Origin of the sequence: Acidovorax sp. sif0632 (genome assembly GCF_019218805.1) — a bacterium.
Taxonomy (GTDB): Bacteria; Pseudomonadota; Gammaproteobacteria; order Burkholderiales; family Burkholderiaceae_C; genus Acidovorax; species Acidovorax facilis.
In genome coordinates this window covers 236,221-253,204 of sequence record NZ_JAHUWW010000008.1, presented here as the reverse complement: position 1 = coordinate 253,204, position 16,984 = coordinate 236,221, and the positions used below count along the sequence as shown (strand labels likewise).

The following is a 16,984-nucleotide window of genomic DNA, read 5'->3' as shown; positions in this document are numbered from 1 at the left end:
CCCTGTTGCACGGGCCACGCACAAGCCTGCAGCGTGCTGCGTGAACTATTGCGCAGCCCGTTAGATTGCGTGCGCAGCGGGGCTCAGCGAGCCGCAGGCGCCGATGGCACCAGGTACTCGCGCACCAGGGCCCTTGCCCGGTGCAGTCGGCTTTTGGCGGCCTCGCGCGTGGTGCCCAGGCGCCCGGCCATCTCCTCGATCGTGAGCTCCTCGAAGTCGCGCATCAGGAGGGCATCGCGGTAGATCGATGGCAGCGAGTCGATGGCCAGGGCCAGGTCGTGGCGCAGCTCGTGGTCGGGGCGGTGCGACCAGGCGAGGTTGTCTTCTACTTGCGCCAGTGGCTCGGCCTTGAGCCACGCCAGCATCGGCCGCATGCACAGGCGCTGCACGATGCGCACCACCCAGCCACCAAACGCCGCCACCTCGCGCAGCGCGCCCACTCGGCGGTACACGATGATGAGCGCCTCCTGCACCACGTCGTCGGTGGCCGTGGTGGCTGCGCAATGGCGCAGCGCATAGCGACGGATGTCGGGGCGGGTGAGGCGCAGCAGCTGCTCCATCGCCACGGCGTCGCCGCTGCGCGCGGCGGGAAGCAGCTGGGCGAGTGTGGGTGCGGTCATGGTTTTAGTTCTCCCCAGCGCATTGCGCCACCCGCAGCCTGTGAAACCGGCGCGACCCCTGCGCGGGCAGCCGCGCAAGGGCCGCCCCGCCGCGCTGGCTGCGTCCCCCTGCCCACGCACAGCATGAGAGCAGGGGGTGAAGGCGCGAAGCGACTCAGGGGGTGTTGTTTCATGTCATTCAACAGGCTTGCGGCCCACCATGGCGCAGGCGGGGCAGTAGCCGAATGCGCCGCTCAGGATGCTGCCCACGCCCGAGGCGGCCAGCGCAAGTCCCAGGGGCGATGCGGCCAGCCACCAGAGGCCCGCGGCGATGAGGGCGACGCCCCCCACAACGCGCAGCAGGCTTTCGGGGCGGGTGATGTTCTTGCGGTACAGCATGGGAATGGGCTCCTTGGTCGGTTGAAGGAGGTGCCAACACAGGGCGCCTCCACCACCAAGAGCCGCGGGTTTCGCAAAAGGATTCATGGGTTGCGAAAAATTTTTTGCTGGTCACGGCTGCCCGTTACCGGAAATGGTCAAACGAGGCGTAGCGCTTGTCTACCGGTTGGCCCTGTGCATCCACCAGTTGCAGGCCAGGTGTGGCCAGCACCGTGCCGATGCGGGTGACGGGCGTGCTGCTTGCCTGCGACGCGGCGGCCACCGCGTCACGCTGCGTGGGCGGGGCGATGAAGGCCAACTCGTAGTCGTCGCCACCTGCCAACGTGCATTGGCGAATCAATTCAGCATCAAATAGGCTGCTAGCGCTTGATGGATAAGCGCTAGCAGCTATCAGTTTTGAAGTGATGTGCGTGTCGATCCGGGCCCCTACGCCTGAGGCCTTGAGGATGTGCGACAGGTCGCCCAGCAGCCCGTCGCTCACATCCATGGCGCTGCTGGCCACGCCGCGCAGGGCCAGGCCCAGGGCGACGCGCGGGGTGGGGCGCTCCAGCCGCTGGCGCGCGCGGGCCAGCACGTCGGCGGGAAGGGGGGTGTGGCCCAGCAGTGCCTCCAGCGCAAGGCGGGCGTCGCCCAGCGTGCCGCTCACGTAGATATCGTCGCCGGGCCGCGCGCCGCTGCGCAGCAGGGCCTGGCGGGGGGGTACCTCGCCAAACACGGTGATGCAAATATTGAGCGGGCCCTGCGTGGTGTCGCCCCCCACCAGCTCGCAGCCGTGGGCATCGGCCAGCGTCCACATCCCGCGCGAGAAGCCTTCCAGCCAGGCCTCATCCACCCGGGGTAGTGACAAGGCCAGGGTAAACGCCAGCGGGCGCGCGCCGCACGCCGCCAGGTCCGACAGGTTCACGGCCAGCGCCTTGTGGCCCAGGGCGTCCGGGTCCACGTCTGCGAAGAAGTGGCGGCCCTCTACCAGCATGTCGCTGGAGATGGCCAGCTGCATGCCGGGTGTGGGCGCGAGCAGCGCGCAGTCGTCGCCCACGCCCAGGGCCACGGCACCGCCCGGGCGCGCGGGGCGCGTGAAGTAACGTGCAATCAGGTCGAATTCACCCACGGTGCGGTCCTAAAGAATCGGAGGAAGAAAACGGCGCGAACCCGCTCAGGCATTCGGCTCTGCGGCGGAAAACCACTGCGCCCAATGGTCGATGCAGGCCTGGATCTTGGGCAGCCGGTGCCTGCGGGTGAGTGTGATGGCATGGATGGGGCTGGGCTGCAGGTCCACGCAGTCGGCCAGCACCGGCGCCAGCAGGCCCTGGCGCACCAGGGGCTCCGCCACCACCGTGGCCAGGCGCGCAATGCCCAGGCCTTGGAGCGCCAAACGCGCGGTGATGGCCGTGCTGCCCGAGCGCCAGTGGCCCTCGGCCACCAGCACCCGCGGTTCGCCATTGATCTGGAAAGGCCAGTGGTTCAGAAACGCCACCGCGCTGTTGGTGATGAGCCGGTGCTGGCGCAGATCGTCGGGGCGCTGGGGTACGCCGTGTGTCTGCAGGTAGCCGGGTGTGGCGTACAGCGCGCGTGCCAGCGTGCCCAGCGGGCGCGCCACCACGGTGTCGGTCAGCGGCGGGCCGGTGCGGATGGCGATGTCGATGCCATCGCGCGCCATGTCGGCCATGCGGTCGTCCACTACCAGTTCCACACGCAGTTGCGGGTGCTTGTGCTGCAGGCTGTCGAAGCTGGGGATCAGCAGGTGTTCGGCCACCACCGAGCTGGACGCCACTCGCACCCAGCCGCTGGGCTGGCCACTTTGCTGGGCGAACTCGCCCTCCAGCTCGTCGAGCGTGCCGGTGATGCGGCGGCAGTAGTCCAGAAAGGTCAGCCCCTCGGGTGTGGGAGTGAGGCCGTGGGTCGTGCGGTGCAGCAGCCGTGCGCCGCAGGCTTCCTCGATGCGCGCCAAGGTGCGTGAGACCTGGCTCACCGGCGCATCGCGCTCGCGCGCTACCGCCGAGAGCGAGCCCAGATCGGTCACGCGCACGAACAGGTGCATGTCTTCAAAGCGGATATCGCGCATCGGGCAATGGTAACGGCGGGGGGCTGGGGAGCCTCTGCACGAATCGTCGCGCTCGATGCGCGCACAGGCCCCTTGCAATCTGTGCAAAACGGCCTTGCAGCGCAGGCGGTTTCCGCCGTGTCCGGTGCTGCCTACAGTGGCTTCACCCTGAAAGGAAATGAGCATGTACCCACAGCACCTGCACCCCGATGACTACCAGCGACTGCGCGACGAGGCCAAGCGCCACGCGCTGCAGCTGCGGCAGGACGCGATTCGCGAAGCCCACACCTGGGTGGCGCGTGGGTTCCTGCGCATGGTCCGCCGGGCTTTCCACCTCGCGCGTACTGAAGCTGCGCCCATGAATCCTTCCACCCCGGAGCTGAAAACACCATGCCAACCCTTGTTCTGAAACTCGCCCCGCTACAAAACCCCGAGCGCTACCGGCAGCTGGCCAGCGCGCTGACCGACTTGACCGTGGACCTGCTGGGCAAGCGCCGCGAGGTGACGGCGGTGGTCATCGACGACCTGCCCGCCGCGCGTTGGCACATCGGCGGTGCGCCCATCGAGCAGCCCACGGCACTGCTGGAGATCAGCATCACAGAGGGTACGAACACACGAGAAGAGAAGGCCGCCTTCATCCAGGCCGCATTTGCTGAACTGCAGCGCCAGCTGGCCGGTGACGGCGCGCTGGCCACGGCCAGCTACGTGGTGGTGCGGGAGTTGCCCGCCAGCGACTGGGGCTATGGCGGGCGAACGCAGCAGGCGCGCAAGCTGGCGCTGGCGGCGTGAAGGTGGGGGTGCGAGGCGCGCTCAGGCTGGTGCGCCGCGAAAGCGCTGCGCTGCCTGGCGGCTGACTTCGGCCAGCAATTGCTCTTCGCGTTGACGCTCGCGCAGCCAGCGCGCGTCGTTCTGGCCCGCTTCCGCTTCGGTGCGCAGCATGTGCATGGCGCTTGATGCGCCTTGCACGGCGGCGTGTCCGGCGATCTTGTCCATGGTCTTGAGGATGTGCTCGCGCAGCGGCATGTGGTCGCCCGTAGCCGGGTCTACATACACCGCATCCATGCCAAAACGGCAGGCCTGGAAGCGGTTGTAGGTGTACACAAGGTAGTCGTCTTCGGCGGGCATGAAGGGCTGGTCGGCCAGAAACCACGCGCCCAGCGACTGCACGTAGCCCGCGAGTGCGGCAGCGCGCTCAATGGTCAGTGGCGTGTCGAACACGCGGATCTCGATGGTGCCGAACTCGGGCTTGGGGCGAATGTCCCAGTAGAAGTCCTTCATGCTCTTGACCACGCCGGTGCGCGTCATCTTGTCGAAGTAAACCGTGAAGTCATCCCAGGTCAGGGCCATGGGGGCGCGGCCTGACAGCGGAAACGCAAACACCGAGTTCAGGCGTGCCGAGTCGAAGGCCGTATCCTGGCCCTGCACATAGGGGCTCGATGCCGACAGTGCGATGAAGTGAGGGATGTAGCGCGACATGCGGTGCAGCATGAGCAGCGCGGCGTTCGCGTCGGGGCAGCCGATGTGCACGTGCTGGCCGAAGATGGTGAACTGCTTGGACAGGTAGCCATACAGCTCGGACAGCTCACGAAAACGCGGCTTGTCGTAGATGCGCCGCTCGTGCCACTGCTGGAAGGGGTGCGTGCCGCCGCCCACCACGGCGATGTTGAGCTTGTCAGCGCTTTTGACCAGCGCATCGCGGATGGGCGTGAGCTGGCCCAGCACTTCGCTGGCCGAGTGGCAGATGCCGGTCGATATCTCGATCATGCTGTTCGTCATCTCGGGCACCACGCTGCCGGGCAGCGGGGTTTTCTTCATGAGGCGCAGCATGTCCTCGGCATAGGGGGCCAGGTCGTAGTCGTTGGTGTTGACGAGCTGCAGCTCCAGCTCGACACCCAGCGTCAGCGGTTCGGAATGGTTGAAGGCTTCAAGACTCACGGCTGTTTTCTCCGTTGTTGCTGCGGGTCAATGGCGCCCAGGGTTTGGAGCTTTCGCCCGCACGGTAAATGGCCACGGTGGCAATCACGGCGCCCAGCACCTCCATCAGCAAGATGGCCGGCAGCGCCACACCGGCAATCACATGGCCGGTGGAAGGCGAGGCCAGCACGAACTGCGAGGCGATCAAGAGTGCGATGGACGACATCGGTGTCATCGCGCAGCCCACCCACAGTGCCTGCTTCCAGCTCGCACCGCTGCCCACGTTGCCCAGTGCCACGCCGGTGGCCTTGGCCACCAGGCGCACGGCAATCAGGGCCAGCACCACGCCGGCCACCGGGGCGCTCCAGTCGGCCTGCGCCGCCACCGTAGAGACCAGCACAAACATCAGCATGGTGAGCAGTGACGACGCGTTGCCCAGCTGACGGGGCCAGGCCCAGGGGCGGGGGTTGAGTTGCTTGAGCAGCATGCCGCCCAGCAGCGCGGCCAGCGGCGCCGAGCCCCCCATGTGCGCTGCCACGGCGGTGCCCGCCGCGACCAATGCCAGAAACAGCATGGAGGTGTTTTCGCTCGTGGGGCTCATGAAGCGCAACGCCATGCGCAGCACCAGGGCCAGCACGGCGGCCACGATGATGGAGACGCCCAGCACCACCATCACGGGGTACACGGTCTCCACCATGGTGACGCTTTGGCGGTTGATCAGCTCGGCCTTGGCGCTGCCCAGTGTCAGCGCGTATAGCGTAGAGAGCGTGGTGAGCACGATGGCGCGTTCCGTCACGGGCCCGGCGGCGCGGGTGTCGGCCACCACGCGCGTGAGCACGGCGGGTGAAGCCGCGAGCGCCACCAGGGCCAGCGGCCCGGCCACCTGCGTGGGCAGGTTCAGCCACACCAGCACCCAATACACGGCGAAATAGGTCAGCACCGATTCGGCAATGCTCTGCACCAGCACCATCGGGTTGTGGCGGAACCAGCGCAGCGGAATGCGGCCACCACATTCAAAGAGCACCAGGGCAATGCCCAGCTCCAGCAGGAACAGGCCAATGCCCTGCAGCGGCCACACGGCACCGCTGAACCCGGCCAGCCCGGCGGCGGTGCCTACCAGCGAATAGCCGAGCACCTTGGGCAGGCCGGTGTGGCGCTGCGTGAGATAGCCCGCCATGGCGGCCACGGCCAGCAGCAGCGACCATTGCACCGTGGGCAACCCGGCCGAGGGGCGCAGCCACTGCGCCCAGAAGGTCAGGATTTCGTTCATGTCATGGAACCTCTGCGTCAGACGGGCGATGCCCGTTGGTGTGAAAGGGCCCGCGCACAGGCCCTCCGCAGATGGGAGGGGGTGCGCTTGGGCGTTGGTGCCCCGAATTTACAGGCGGAAACATTCCGGCCATGTAGGACAGATGCGGCGGTTGCCCGCCGTCAGGCCTGCGACGATACACCAACGCTGGCTTGCCGCGCTGGCACAAAAAAGCTCAGGGGGGCGCTGCGCAGGCGGGCGCGAATTGCGGCGTAGATGCGCGAGCGGTCTACACCGCTCACGTTTTGCGCGCGCAGCGCCAGGCTGAAGGCCAGATAAAAACTTACCGACACATTCAGCGCACCCAGAAAGGGCAGCGAGGCCACGGCCCACCATAACGCGGGCAAATGCAGCACCTGCAGGCCCAGTGCGGCGCTGGCGGCAGCCACCTGGCCGGTGGACAGCGTGACGTGGCGCACATCGAGCCCCAGCCCAAAAAAAGCGGCAAACGCGGGCACCAGGCCGAGCATGAAACCCAGCGAGACATTGGCCGCAAGGCCCGAGAGGTTTTCGCGCAGGAAGCGGGCCCAGCGCGCGGCGCGCTCGACGCCCAGCAGCGCCGTGATGCGCGGGTTGTAGTGCAAAGCCGAGTCCATGCGGTGCAGCACAAACCAGTTCTCCGTCCAGCCCGCAATGATGCTGGATGCAAACAGCAGCACCCCGGTAAAGGCCGCAAAAAACAGCGAAGGCCCGAGCAGGTGCAAGGATGCGAGCACATGCTCTGCCTCCTTCACGCTGATGGCGGGCCCGCCCGTGGCCAGGGCAATCAGCGTGGCCAGCGCCAGCACGGCGGGGAAGACCACCAGCACATTGCCCAGCACGGCAGCCACCTGGGAGCGCACCAGGTGCGTGATCTCATCCACAAACGCCTCGATCGCGCCGCCCGAGCCCAGCTCCTTGAGCTTGGCCGCCATGGCCGGCGCCGTCATGGCCGGTTGTTTGGTGGCCACTGTGAAGTGCAACAGCTGGATCAGCACAAAGCTCACGGCGTAGTTGACCCCCGCCATGAACCCGCCCCAGAACGCCGACAGCGCCAGCGCATGGAGGCCGAACTTGGTCAGTGTGGTGAACGCCATCAGGGCGCCGCCGCCCGCCGCCTTGCGCAGCATGGCGCGGTATTCGGTGCCCGTGCGGGTGATGTAGTGCTCGCCCGTCTCGGCGCTGCGCTCGGCCACCTTGGCCGCCAGCAGCGAGGAGTTGGACGCCAGCAACGCGCGCAGGCTGCGCCGCTCCTGTCCCACCATCACCAGGTGCGCCATGAGCTGCGCCGCCGTGACGGCTGGTTGGGCCGACAGCAGGCAGTCGAGCAATTCGCGCACGCGCAGGATGCGCTCGCGCAGCTGCCGCAGGCGAAAGACCAGGCCCACTGAAATGCCGTTGTCTTCGAAATGCGTGTACACGGTGGCCGCCGCCGCGCGGCAGGCCTCCAGGCGCTCGCGCAGGCGCTGGGCCGACTCGTTGAGCCGGTCAGGCGTGCGCAGCGCATGCAGCACCTCCACGCGCAGGCTTTCCACATCGCGGATCAGTGCATGAAAGGGCTGCGCCTCGCGCGCGGATTCGCTCATGCGCAACCGGAGTTCGGGGGCAAAGCCGGTCGAGAGAATCTGCCCCGCACAGTAGGTGATGGCGTCGAGCAGGGCGCGGTGCCAGCGCGTGGCGCCACCGGGGCTGTTGTTGCCACCCGGGGAAGCCAGCAACTCCACCAGCCGGTTCAGCTGGGCTTCGTCGAGCGCCGCGAGCCACTGGGCGTCAAAAGCGCTGGGCAGCGCCAGCATGAAAAGCTCGGACGCGTCGATGGTCTCTGGGCTGCCCGGCAGCAGCTTGGTGCGCAGGCGCTCCGCCATCTCGCTGACCAGCGCAGTGCGGGGCGCAAAGCCAAAATCGGCCAGCAAGGTGGTGATATCGACCTGGCCCACCAAGGTGGCCCACCAGGCTTGCAGCCGCTGCTGGAGATCGGGCCGTGTCGCGACCGCATCGATGAAAAGCTGCACCCGGCCCACAGCGGCAGGCACCGAATCGCGCTTGCCGCGCACCCAGTCCAGCAGGTGGATGAGCCACAGATGGCGATGGGCCAGGTCAGCGGCCGGGTCGAGAGCCGCCAGAATGCTGGCCAGGTCGGAATGGGGGGTGTTTTTCATCGCCGGGCCGCCCCAAGATGAAAAGCGGCCCCCTTGGGGGGCAGCGACCACACGAAGTGGGGAGCGTGGGGGCAATAGCGCTTCAATGCAGCACCCGGCCGCTCAAAGGTTCGCCCGAAGGGCCGTGGCTGATCGCCTCCAGCACGAACAACGGCACCGGGCTGTTGAAGGGCTCGCCATCTTCGGCCACGCAGTGAAAGGTGCCGTGCATGGTCCCGCTGGAGGTGCGAAGCCGGCAACCGCTGGTGTACTGGAACGATTCGCCCGGCTTGAGCAGCGGCTGGTGGCCCACCACGCCCAGGCCCTTGACCTCTTCGGTGTGGCCCCGGGAGTCACTGATGATCCAGTGGCGCGAAATCAGCTGCGCAGGCGTTTCCCCGGAATTGGTGATGGTGATGGTGTAAGCGAAGCTGAACACCCCCGTGTCCGGCGCAGACTGCTCGGGCAGGTATTCGGGCAGCACTTCCACGTCAAACTGGTACTTTGGCATGGGGCGAATGGTAACCGTGGAGATTCGTAAAAAGTGCATGCCCGTGGGGTAAAACCCTAGGGCTTCTGCGCTTTGCGACAATCGGAGGATGAGCCGCACATTCCGAATCGCCCCCTCCATCCTCTCCGCCGACTTCGCCCGCCTGGGTGAAGAGGTGGGCAATGTCATTGCCGCTGGCGCAGACTGGATCCACTTCGACGTGATGGACAACCATTACGTGCCCAACCTCACCTTCGGCCCCATGGTGTGCCAGGCGCTCAAGCCCCATGCCAAGACCGCCGCCGGTGTGGCCGTACCGATCGATGTGCACCTGATGATCCAGCCGGTGGACGCCCTGGCCGCCGCGTTTGCCGACGCGGGTGCGGACTACATCAGCTTCCACCCCGACGCCTCGGGCCACGTGCACCGCAGCATCCAGGCCATCCGTTCCAAGGGCGTCAAGCCCGGCCTGGTGTTCAATCCGGCCGAGCCGCTGGACGTTCTCGACTGGGTGATCGACGACATCGACCTCATTCTCATCATGAGCGTGAACCCCGGCTTTGGCGGCCAGAGCTTCATCGACTCGGCCCTGCGCAAGATCGAAGCTGTGCGCAAGCGCATCGACGCCTCGGGCAAGGACATCCGCCTGGAAGTGGATGGCGGCATCAAGACCGACAACATCCGCCGCGTGGCCGATGCGGGTGCTGACACCTTTGTCGCGGGCAGCGCCATCTTTGGCAAGCCGGACTACCAAGGCGTCATCGACTCGATGCGCGCAGAACTGGGGTGATCTCCTGAGCCGCTGCGCAGACTTTGCGCGGTGGCCGTTTTCATAGACCACGCCTTCCTGGAGCTTGGTTATTGTTGTGCAGGGACGGTGATCGTCGTGGTGGTCGATTCACGCAACACGCCGCCGCCGGACACCGAGCCACTCGCCGGGCTGCTTTGCACACGGCGCATGCAATCAGCCTGGTCGGCCGCCGTCTGGAACGCAGCACAACGCTGTGTGGCGTTGTCGTTTGCGGCGGCTCCAGGGTTGCTCAGATCGCCCTTGCGCGAAGCATCCAGCGCGTTGTTGGCCTCGCGCAGGCAGGTGGCCAGACTGTCCTGGGTGTTGTTGGTCATGCACTTTTCCCGCTCCTGCTCATAGCGTGCCCGCGCATCCTGAGGCGGCGTTTGTGCGGATACACCCGCGCAGGCCAGCAGCAAGGCGGCGGTGAAGAGGGGGGTGGCAAAGGGAATGCGGTTCATGAAAGGGCTCCTGGGGCAATCGCAGACGGTGGTCTGAACGTATGCCTGCAGGGTAGGCCCCCCTGCTGCGCGCCCCTGTCGGACAGTGCCGCCCCCTGCCGTGCGCGGGGCGCGCGTTTCGGGCCTGGTCAGCCCAGGCGCTGAAAAGTCAGGACGAAGGCCACGCCGTCGGCCGTATTGCGCGCGTTGATTGTGCCGCCCATCTTGGCCATGTAGGTCTTGGCCACGAACAGGCCCTGGCCCCGGTGCCCGCTCTCGCCGTCGGGCATGGGAAGGCTGGGGTCGGACACCCCCAGCTCAAAGATGCGCCCCAGCAGATCCTCGGCAATGGTGACACCCTGGTTGCGCAGCGTGGCGCTGGCAGTCGACTCGGAGGCCGCCAGCGTCAGCGTGATGGCCGTGCCCGGCGGGCGGTAGCGGTCGGCATTGCGCAGGATGTGGGTCACCACGTCTTCCAATGCAAATTCGTCCGCCCGAACGATGACCGGGCCCGCCCCTCCTTCATAGACCACGTTGTCGATGCCTGCAAAGTGCGCGTTGTTGGCCACGTGACGCAGGAAGGCATCCAGGTCCAGTCGACCCTGCGGCACGTCGGCCGCCTGCAACGCCTCCGCAGGGGAGGCCGTGCCATACAGCACATGCACGGCCTGTTGCATGCGCTGGATGTAGCGGTGGCCCGGGTCGTCGGCGCTGCCGTGCAGCACCATGAGCGATTGCAAGGGGGACATGATCTCGTGCCCCACGGCATGCCACATGTCGCGCTCCTGCTGGGCGCGCAACTGTTCGCGCTGGATATCGTCCTTCACACGCTGGAGCAGGTCGGCCAGGCCGCCAGCCAGAATGCCCAGCTCGTCCGATCCGCGCAGGTCCGACACGTCCAGGTCGCCCAGGCGGGGGCCGATGTGCCCGTCCTGCACGTTGTACGAAACCGCTGCCGCGCGGCGGGTGAGGGCGGTCACGCGGCGGATGAGTCCCACCTCCACCACCAGCCAGGCCAGCGCGATGGCCGCGAGCATGGCGCCCAGGTACCACGACATGCGGGTGGCCACGGCGGCAAGGCCCTGCTCCACGCCGCGCAGGTTGCCGGTAAAGGTGACGGCATAGTTGCCCGCCGGGGTGTCCAGAATGTCGAGGCCGGCCGGTACCGGCTGCGCCTGATGATCGCCAGCGGCTTGCCACTCCAGCGGCAGCCAGCTGATAAGGCGCAGCAGCCAGGGCGCCGACGGGTCTGCCTGCACTTCGGAACCCTTGAGCGTGATCGCTTCGCTGTCGCTCGTGCCCAGCTTGCGGATCTGCACCTGTTCGCCGGGCAGCAGGGTGCGCGCCACATCGGCCAGCGAAGCCGCAGCCTGGGCACCGGGGACATTGCTGTCGAACAGCGCCGCGCCTGTGCCGGGCGCCAGCATTTCCACCCGCACGCGCATGTTGCCAAGATCCTGTGGCGGCCAGACCAGGCGCTGCTTGTCAAACAGCGCTTCGCGGAACAGCTCCACCGGCAGGCGGATGGAGTAGAAGGTGCGGCGCAGGCAATCGGGTACGGCGCCCGCCAGATCCCGGCACTGGCCGTTCTGCCAGAGCCAGCCGCGAAAATCCCGCACCGGCCGCGCCCGGGCATCCAGGGACTCTTCTCCGCTGTCCACGAATCCTGTCAGGCGGCCCCGGGTGCTGATCGTGCCCTGGGGTGGCAGTGCTTCAAAAGGCGCCACCCAGCGGTAGGTAGCGCCGCGCATGTCCAGCGTGATGCGGGCGCGGTGCACGGCCTGCAGCGCCAGTGCGCCACGTTCGCGGGGCACCAGCTCGCCCGCGTAGAAGCTGCCCACCAGGTAAATGAAGCCCCCGGCATAGGGGTTGTTGCCGATGGCCGCGCAGACCGACGAACCGTCGGGGTACTGCACCGCGCAGCCTGCCATCTCCACGGCCTGTTGGGCCTTGTTTTGGTCGTCGAAGTCCAGCGCCGCATAGGGCAGCAGCAGGGGCGCCAGCGGCGCGGGGGCGGCGCCACGGTTGCCCGCATTGAGCAAGGCCAGCTGCCCAGAGGGGTGGCGCAGACGGGCCATGACCTCGGACTGGCTGCGCGCGAAGCCGTGCTGGTAGCTCTGCCAGCCACGCTCCTTTTCTTCCTTGAGCAGCACCACGCTCAGCGCGACGGTGGCCAGCGCCAGCAGCGCAAACACGCTGCGCACCAGAATCCGCAACCGGAAGGCGGGCAGGCCCAGGCGGGGCATTTCCAGCGCGGGGTGGCGGAGCAGACGCTTCACTTGCCTGTCCAGCGAAAGCCGCGCATGGGTACGTTCTCGATGCCTTCGAAGGCGGGGTCCACCTCGCGCAGGGCCTCGCGGATGGTACTGACGTGCTTGCGCACGTTGTCGCGGTTGCGCCCGCTTTTCACCACCTCAAAAAGTTCGCCGTATGACACCACCTCGCCACTGCGCTGGTGCAGCGTGGCCAGGATGCGCTGGGCCGTCAGGGGCAGGTTGATGCGCTCGCCGCGCCAGGTGGGGGAGCGCTGCCACAGCGGGTCCAGCACCAGCGCATCGCCCACCGGGGCGGGTGCTGTGCGGGTCGGAGTCTGTGCCTGCGTGGTGCGCAGGATGTCGAGAAAGGTCTCGATGAAGTCGGCCTCCTCGAACGTGGTCTTTTGCAGGTAGTCCCACGCGTCCAGCGCCTTCATGATGCTGCGGTAGATGGCCGCAGGCATGGCCGACACCACCAGCACCGGTGTGCCCTGACGGCGCTTGTTGATGGCGTTGATGAGCGCCACGCCCGCATGGCGCTCACGGCCCAGTTCGATGTCAAGGACCACGGCGTCGTAGTGCTCGCGCGCCAGGGCGGCTTCGGCGTCGTCGCGCGTGAACCACTGGTCAATCACGATGCCGCTCTTCGCACTGGCAATCCAGCCCGCCAGCTGGTTGCTGGTGGGCAGGTCGTCTTCGATCACGGCGATGCGGGTCATGGGCGGGGCGCGGAGTAAGGGTGCGTCGATTATCCGGGGCGCCTTGCTTGCCCGGTGTGAAGGTTTCTTCCGGGCCCGGAGGGTTTGTGCGGTGGGTGTGAGGGCTTTGGGGTGCGCGCTGTGTTGTTGCTTCCGGGGTGAATCCGAAGAATCAGTCCCCAATGAGCAGCCCGATCGGACGGCTCAGAAGCAGACAACAACTTCACCCTACCGAGAGAGAGAACCACCATGAAAACCGCCTGGAACCGCATCGTGCAAGCCCTGCGTGGGCGCAATGCCGCCCCCCGCCCGCTGGACGCCAGCGGCGAATGGCCGCAAGACGCGGCACCTTTGCAGACGGAAGCTGCCATGCCAGCATCCGCAGACGTGGACGCAGGGGGCATCCACTGGGCGTACCTGCTGCCCACGGCCAGCACGGTGCGCTGGATGGTGGCCGGTGCCGTGGTGGTCGGTGCAGGGGGTCTTGTGCTTCGCCACCCGCCGGTGCAGCAGCTGGGCCAGGGTGAGCTGGCGGTCCGCATGAACCAGTTCACCGGTTCGGTGAGCCAGTGGCGTGATGGCAGCATGTGGGTGGTTCCGGGCCTGCACAGTGTGCGCATCTTCTCTCTGCGGGACCAGAGCTACCGCCCTGAAGCCATGCGCCAGGCCAATGGCAGCGCACCCTTGCAATCGGTGGAAGGACTGTCGTTCGGGCTTGACCTGAGCGTGCGCTACGCACTCGATCCTGCCTCCGAAACCGTCAAGGCTGGCCGCCTGCCCGATGATGTGGACGCCGACATCGTGGCACCTGCCGTGCAGGGGTTGGTCTACAAGGTGTTTGCCCGCTACACCGTGCGTGAAATTTTCTCGTCCAAGCGTGCCGAGATCGCACAAATCATCGAGACTGAACTGCGCACGCGCCTGGCCGCCGATGGCGTGCTGCTGCGCCACGTGCAGATCGGCAAGGTGGACCTGCCCGCCGAGTACCGCCGCGGCATGGACAGCCTGCTGGCCGAGGAACTGGCTTCCGAGAAGATGCGCTACACGCTGGAGCTGAAAGACAAGCGTGTGAAGGAGACCGAACTCGACGCCAATGCCGACAAGGTGCGCCGCGAGGTGGCTGCTGAAGCTGCGGCCCGCGAGCAGGTGATCGCCGCCCGCGCCCAGGAAGAGGCGATGAAACATGTGCTGCCCTTCAAGCAGCGCCAGATCGAGCAGCGCCAGCTGGAGGCCGAGGCCGAAAAGGTATCGCGCATCAAGGCCGCCGAGGGCAGCGCCCAGGCCCGCCGCATCGAAGCCAACGGCGAGGCGGATGCCCGCCAGAAGCTGGCTGAGGCCGAGGCCTACCGCATGGACCGCATTGGCAAGGTGAACGCCGAGCAGATGGCGCGCGAAGGAGCGCTGGTCACCAAACATCCGCTGCTCATCCAGAAGACGCTGGCCGACAAGCTCTCCGACAAGATCCAGGTCATCATCGCGCCGCCTCCGACCAACGGTGATTTCATCGGCGCGGCGCTGCTGGGCGGCAGCCGTAATGCGCAAGCCGGTGTTGTACAGGCTGCGGGCGTGGCCGACGACGCCTCCACCGTCCAGGCTGTGGAGCAATGAACATGAGTCTCACGACCTTGACCTTCATTGCAGCGGTCGCCAGCGCTGCAGTCACGGTGGCCTCTGCCGCCGTGCCTCCTGCTTCGGTCAATACCCTGGGCAGTGCCATCGTGGTGCAGGACCAGGCCAGCCTGCGTGCCGCGCCGCGCGATGGCGCCCAGCAGCAGGCCAGCCTGTGGCAGGGCGAGGTGCTGGAGGTGCGCGGCGAGCGCCTGGATTACCTGCAGGTGTGGGACCACAAGCGTGAGCGCGGCGGTTTCATCCGCGCCAGCGATGTGCGCCGCGTGGCACTGACCGAGGCCGAAGGCCCCGCGTTGCTGGCTGTGCTGCGGTTCATGCAAGACACGCCGGGTGCTGAGGCGCTGGGAATTGGCCTCACCGCCGCCTACCTGCAGGCGGCTCCTGGCCAGCTGCTGGCGGGTGTCGAGGGCGCACAGGCTTTTGATGCGCTGGGCACGTTCGCCGACCGGCTTGCACGCCGCGCCTCGGTGGCCGTGCCGGGTAAGGCCTCGGGGGCCACGCTGTCCGCGCACCTGGATGTGGCCAATGCCTACGGCGTGCGTTTTGCCACCTATGAGGTGGAGGGCCGCATGCAGGTTTGCTATGAAGGCGAAGCCTTTCGCCGCGTGCTGGCCATGCCGGTGGCCGATGCCGCCCAGCGCGCCCGCGCCGCCCTGGCGCTGACGCGGCCAGAGTGCATCAACCCCGACCTGCCAGCCCACGAACGCGCCAAGGTGCACGCCTGGCAGGTCGATGTGCTGGAGCGTGTGGTCGTTGCCGGCTTGCCGCCCTACCTGCGCAACCGCGTGCACATGCGCCGCGCCAGCGTGTGGGGCGCCACGGCTTTCGAGCAGGCGCGCAAGAATGTTGCAGATCCAGCGGTGGCTGCCGCTGCTGCGCGCGCGCTGACCGAGTTCGCCGGCGTGAGCAAGGCCGACCTGCCCGACGAGGATCAAAGCGCCTACAACGACGCTGCCATGCGGGTGAGTGCGGTGCGCTGGGCACTGGTGCCCACTACCGCGCCAGCGGCCCCGTCCAAAGCAGCCCGCCCGACCCTGGTGACCGAGCCCGGCGCTCCCGGTGAAACCTGTGTGCTGCTGGTGGATGCCCAGCACCCGGCCCAGGCCCCGCTGCTGCGCCGTTGCACCTATGGCGTGGTCTGGTCTGCGTCGGCCAGCACCAACCGCGAAGGCACGGCGGTGGCCCTGGCTGTGCAACCCCTGGAAGGCTGGCGCGAGCTGTGGGTGCTGCGCAAGACCGAAGGCGGCTGGCTCGCCGATGTGCTGCCGCCAGCGGCCACCACGCCAGAAACCGGCGTGGCCGAGTGGGCCGGATGGGTGCCTGGCGGCCAGCAGATGCTGGTGGCACGCGAGGCGCGCGGCCAGGGGCGCTACCGCAAGAGCTTTGAGGTGGTGCGGTTGGACGGCCTGACCACTGAGCGGGTCACGGGCGATGTAGCAGCGCTGCCTTTGTTCCAGCGCTGGCAAGACCCTGCGTGGAAGCGGCAGACGCTGAGCTTGCGCTGAATGCAGGGTGGGCGGGAAGAAGAAGGCTTCATCGGTTCCTTAAACTTGGGCAACTTTTTCCTCTTCCGTCTTTCTGCCTTATGTCCCACGCCGCCGACCCCATGTTGTCTTCTCTGCTGTCCCGTGTAGATGCCGTCATCGTGGACCTGGACGGCACCATGGTGGACACCATGGGGGATTTCAACGAGGCGATCAATCGCATGCTCCGTGAGCTGGCCCTGCCGGCCATCGAGGCCCTGCACATCGAACACATGGTGGGCAAAGGCTCGGAGCATTTGCTGCGATCAGTGCTAAATCACGTCCTAGCGCTTGATGGTATTGCGCAAAATGCTATAAAAATCGAAGCATACTATCCTGCAGCCTGGGCCAGCTACCAGCGCCACTACCTGGACATCAACGGCCAGTTTGCAGGGGTTTACCGGGGTGTGGAGGACGGTCTGAAGGCGCTGCGTGCCCGGGGGCTGCGCCTGGCCTGCCTGACCAACAAACCCACGGACTTTGCGCTGCCGCTTCTGAAGTCCAAGGGCCTCGATGGGTATTTCGAGAAAGTGTTTGGCGGTGACGCCTTCGAGCGCAAGAAGCCCGATCCTCTGCCCCTCCTCAAGACCTGCGAAGCGCTGGGCACTGCCCCCGCGCGCACGCTGATGCTGGGCGATTCCAGCAACGACGCGCAGGCTGCCCGCGCGGCCGGGTGCCCCGTGGTGCTGGTCACCTACGGCTACAACCACGGCGCGCCCGTTCGGGCCGTGGATGCCGACGGTTTTGTGGATTCGCTGGCGCAGCTGACCTGAGCCGATC

Annotated in this window: 17 protein-coding genes; 6 read left to right on the top strand and 11 right to left on the bottom strand. The window is 67.0% G+C overall.

What is annotated here, in order from left to right; genetic code table 11:
- Positions 1-83: 83 nt before the first annotated feature.
- The 4 genes from KW832_RS22715 to KW832_RS22700 all read right to left on the bottom strand — a co-directional run bounded on the left by KW832_RS22715 (position 84) and on the right by KW832_RS22700 (position 3,060).
- Positions 84-620 carry an RNA polymerase sigma factor gene (locus KW832_RS22715; RefSeq protein ID WP_218301447.1) on the bottom strand — a complete coding sequence of 179 codons (537 nt, stop codon included), beginning with the start codon at positions 618-620 and terminating at the stop codon, positions 84-86.
- 174 nt (positions 621-794) lie between these two features.
- Positions 795-998 (bottom strand): DUF2892 domain-containing protein, encoded by a 204-nt coding sequence (locus KW832_RS22710; RefSeq protein ID WP_010466405.1) that lies wholly within the window; start codon positions 996-998, stop codon positions 795-797.
- 124 nt (positions 999-1,122) lie between these two features.
- Positions 1,123-2,106 (bottom strand): thiamine-phosphate kinase, encoded by a 984-nt coding sequence (gene thiL / locus KW832_RS22705; RefSeq protein WP_218301448.1) that lies wholly within the window; start codon positions 2,104-2,106, stop codon positions 1,123-1,125.
- A gap of 45 nt (positions 2,107-2,151) precedes the next feature.
- Positions 2,152-3,060: a LysR family transcriptional regulator gene (locus KW832_RS22700; protein WP_218301449.1), complete on the bottom strand. Its 909-nt coding sequence runs from the start codon at positions 3,058-3,060 to the stop codon at positions 2,152-2,154.
- 163 nt (positions 3,061-3,223) lie between these two features.
- Here KW832_RS22700 and KW832_RS22695 point away from each other — a divergent pair, with 163 nt between their 5' ends.
- On the top strand, positions 3,224-3,448 hold the full coding sequence (locus KW832_RS22695; RefSeq protein WP_147433269.1) for a hypothetical protein: 225 nt from the start codon (positions 3,224-3,226) through the stop codon (positions 3,446-3,448).
- A complete protein-coding gene (locus tag KW832_RS22690) occupies positions 3,430-3,828 on the top strand; it encodes a tautomerase family protein (protein ID WP_121508331.1) in 399 nt (132 codons plus the stop codon). Before KW832_RS22695 ends, KW832_RS22690 begins: the two co-directional genes overlap by 19 nt.
- A gap of 21 nt (positions 3,829-3,849) precedes the next feature.
- On the opposite strand, the gene KW832_RS22685 is transcribed toward KW832_RS22690, so the two are convergent.
- The 4 genes from KW832_RS22685 to apaG form a co-directional block, all read right to left on the bottom strand.
- Entirely contained in the window at positions 3,850-4,974 is a 1,125-nt protein-coding gene (locus tag KW832_RS22685; RefSeq protein ID WP_055395579.1) for a YbdK family carboxylate-amine ligase, read from the bottom strand.
- Complete coding sequence (locus tag KW832_RS22680) at positions 4,964-6,223, bottom strand: cation:proton antiporter (RefSeq protein WP_121421423.1); 1,260 nt, start codon at positions 6,221-6,223, stop codon at positions 4,964-4,966. The genes KW832_RS22685 and KW832_RS22680 overlap by 11 nt, the downstream gene beginning before the upstream one ends.
- A gap of 161 nt (positions 6,224-6,384) precedes the next feature.
- Positions 6,385-8,400, bottom strand: coding sequence for a site-specific recombinase (locus KW832_RS22675; RefSeq protein WP_218301450.1), 2,016 nt, complete (start codon positions 8,398-8,400; stop codon positions 6,385-6,387).
- Positions 8,401-8,482: 82 nt separating this feature from the next.
- Positions 8,483-8,890, bottom strand: coding sequence for a Co2+/Mg2+ efflux protein ApaG (apaG, locus tag KW832_RS22670; protein WP_121421421.1), 408 nt, complete (start codon positions 8,888-8,890; stop codon positions 8,483-8,485).
- Between the two features lie 88 nt (positions 8,891-8,978).
- Between apaG and rpe the strand changes: the two genes are divergently transcribed.
- Positions 8,979-9,659, top strand: coding sequence for a ribulose-phosphate 3-epimerase (gene rpe, locus KW832_RS22665; protein ID WP_218301451.1), 681 nt, complete (start codon positions 8,979-8,981; stop codon positions 9,657-9,659).
- A 68-nt stretch (positions 9,660-9,727) separates the two neighbouring features.
- Here the strand turns inward: rpe and KW832_RS22660 are convergent, their stop codons facing one another.
- The 3 genes from KW832_RS22660 to KW832_RS22650 all read right to left on the bottom strand — a co-directional run bounded on the left by KW832_RS22660 (position 9,728) and on the right by KW832_RS22650 (position 13,073).
- Positions 9,728-10,120, bottom strand: coding sequence for a hypothetical protein (locus tag KW832_RS22660; RefSeq protein ID WP_218301452.1), 393 nt, complete (start codon positions 10,118-10,120; stop codon positions 9,728-9,730).
- 128 nt (positions 10,121-10,248) lie between these two features.
- Positions 10,249-12,345 carry a HAMP domain-containing sensor histidine kinase gene (locus KW832_RS22655; protein WP_218301596.1) on the bottom strand — a complete coding sequence of 699 codons (2,097 nt, stop codon included), beginning with the start codon at positions 12,343-12,345 and terminating at the stop codon, positions 10,249-10,251.
- 29 nt (positions 12,346-12,374) lie between these two features.
- Positions 12,375-13,073 (bottom strand): response regulator transcription factor, encoded by a 699-nt coding sequence (locus KW832_RS22650; protein ID WP_218301453.1) that lies wholly within the window; start codon positions 13,071-13,073, stop codon positions 12,375-12,377.
- Positions 13,074-13,301: 228 nt separating this feature from the next.
- On the opposite strand from KW832_RS22650, the gene KW832_RS22645 reads away from it, so the two are divergent.
- The 3 genes from KW832_RS22645 to gph all read left to right on the top strand — a co-directional run bounded on the left by KW832_RS22645 (position 13,302) and on the right by gph (position 16,977).
- Complete coding sequence (locus KW832_RS22645) at positions 13,302-14,660, top strand: SPFH domain-containing protein (RefSeq protein WP_218301454.1); 1,359 nt, start codon at positions 13,302-13,304, stop codon at positions 14,658-14,660.
- Positions 14,661-14,662: 2 nt separating this feature from the next.
- A complete protein-coding gene (locus KW832_RS22640) occupies positions 14,663-16,186 on the top strand; it encodes a hypothetical protein (protein ID WP_255577907.1) in 1,524 nt (507 codons plus the stop codon).
- Between the two features lie 80 nt (positions 16,187-16,266).
- Positions 16,267-16,977: a phosphoglycolate phosphatase gene (gene gph / locus KW832_RS22635; protein WP_218301455.1), complete on the top strand. Its 711-nt coding sequence runs from the start codon at positions 16,267-16,269 to the stop codon at positions 16,975-16,977.
- Positions 16,978-16,984: the final 7 nt, after the last annotated feature.

Excerpts from the sequence above, each read along its gene's own strand:
- KW832_RS22700 (WP_218301449.1), bottom strand. The coding sequence starts at position 3,060 with ATGCGCGATATCCGCTTTGAAGACATGCACCTGTTCGTGCGCGTGACC.
- KW832_RS22695 (WP_147433269.1), top strand. The coding sequence starts at position 3,224 with ATGTACCCACAGCACCTGCACCCCGATGACTACCAGCGACTGCGCGAC.
- KW832_RS22650 (WP_218301453.1), bottom strand. The coding sequence starts at position 13,073 with ATGACCCGCATCGCCGTGATCGAAGACGACCTGCCCACCAGCAACCAG.
- rpe (WP_218301451.1), top strand. The coding sequence starts at position 8,979 with ATGAGCCGCACATTCCGAATCGCCCCCTCCATCCTCTCCGCCGACTTC.
- KW832_RS22680 (WP_121421423.1), bottom strand. The coding sequence starts at position 6,223 with ATGAACGAAATCCTGACCTTCTGGGCGCAGTGGCTGCGCCCCTCGGCC.
- KW832_RS22710 (WP_010466405.1), bottom strand. The coding sequence starts at position 998 with ATGCTGTACCGCAAGAACATCACCCGCCCCGAAAGCCTGCTGCGCGTT.
- KW832_RS22675 (WP_218301450.1), bottom strand. The coding sequence starts at position 8,400 with ATGAAAAACACCCCCCATTCCGACCTGGCCAGCATTCTGGCGGCTCTC.
- apaG (WP_121421421.1), bottom strand. The coding sequence starts at position 8,890 with ATGCCAAAGTACCAGTTTGACGTGGAAGTGCTGCCCGAATACCTGCCC.
- KW832_RS22715 (WP_218301447.1), bottom strand. The coding sequence starts at position 620 with ATGACCGCACCCACACTCGCCCAGCTGCTTCCCGCCGCGCGCAGCGGC.
- KW832_RS22640 (WP_255577907.1), top strand. The coding sequence starts at position 14,663 with ATGAGTCTCACGACCTTGACCTTCATTGCAGCGGTCGCCAGCGCTGCA.
- KW832_RS22645 (WP_218301454.1), top strand. The coding sequence starts at position 13,302 with ATGAAAACCGCCTGGAACCGCATCGTGCAAGCCCTGCGTGGGCGCAAT.
- KW832_RS22655 (WP_218301596.1), bottom strand. The coding sequence starts at position 12,345 with ATGCCCCGCCTGGGCCTGCCCGCCTTCCGGTTGCGGATTCTGGTGCGC.
- gph (WP_218301455.1), top strand. The coding sequence starts at position 16,267 with ATGTCCCACGCCGCCGACCCCATGTTGTCTTCTCTGCTGTCCCGTGTA.
- KW832_RS22660 (WP_218301452.1), bottom strand. The coding sequence starts at position 10,120 with ATGAACCGCATTCCCTTTGCCACCCCCCTCTTCACCGCCGCCTTGCTG.
- KW832_RS22690 (WP_121508331.1), top strand. The coding sequence starts at position 3,430 with ATGCCAACCCTTGTTCTGAAACTCGCCCCGCTACAAAACCCCGAGCGC.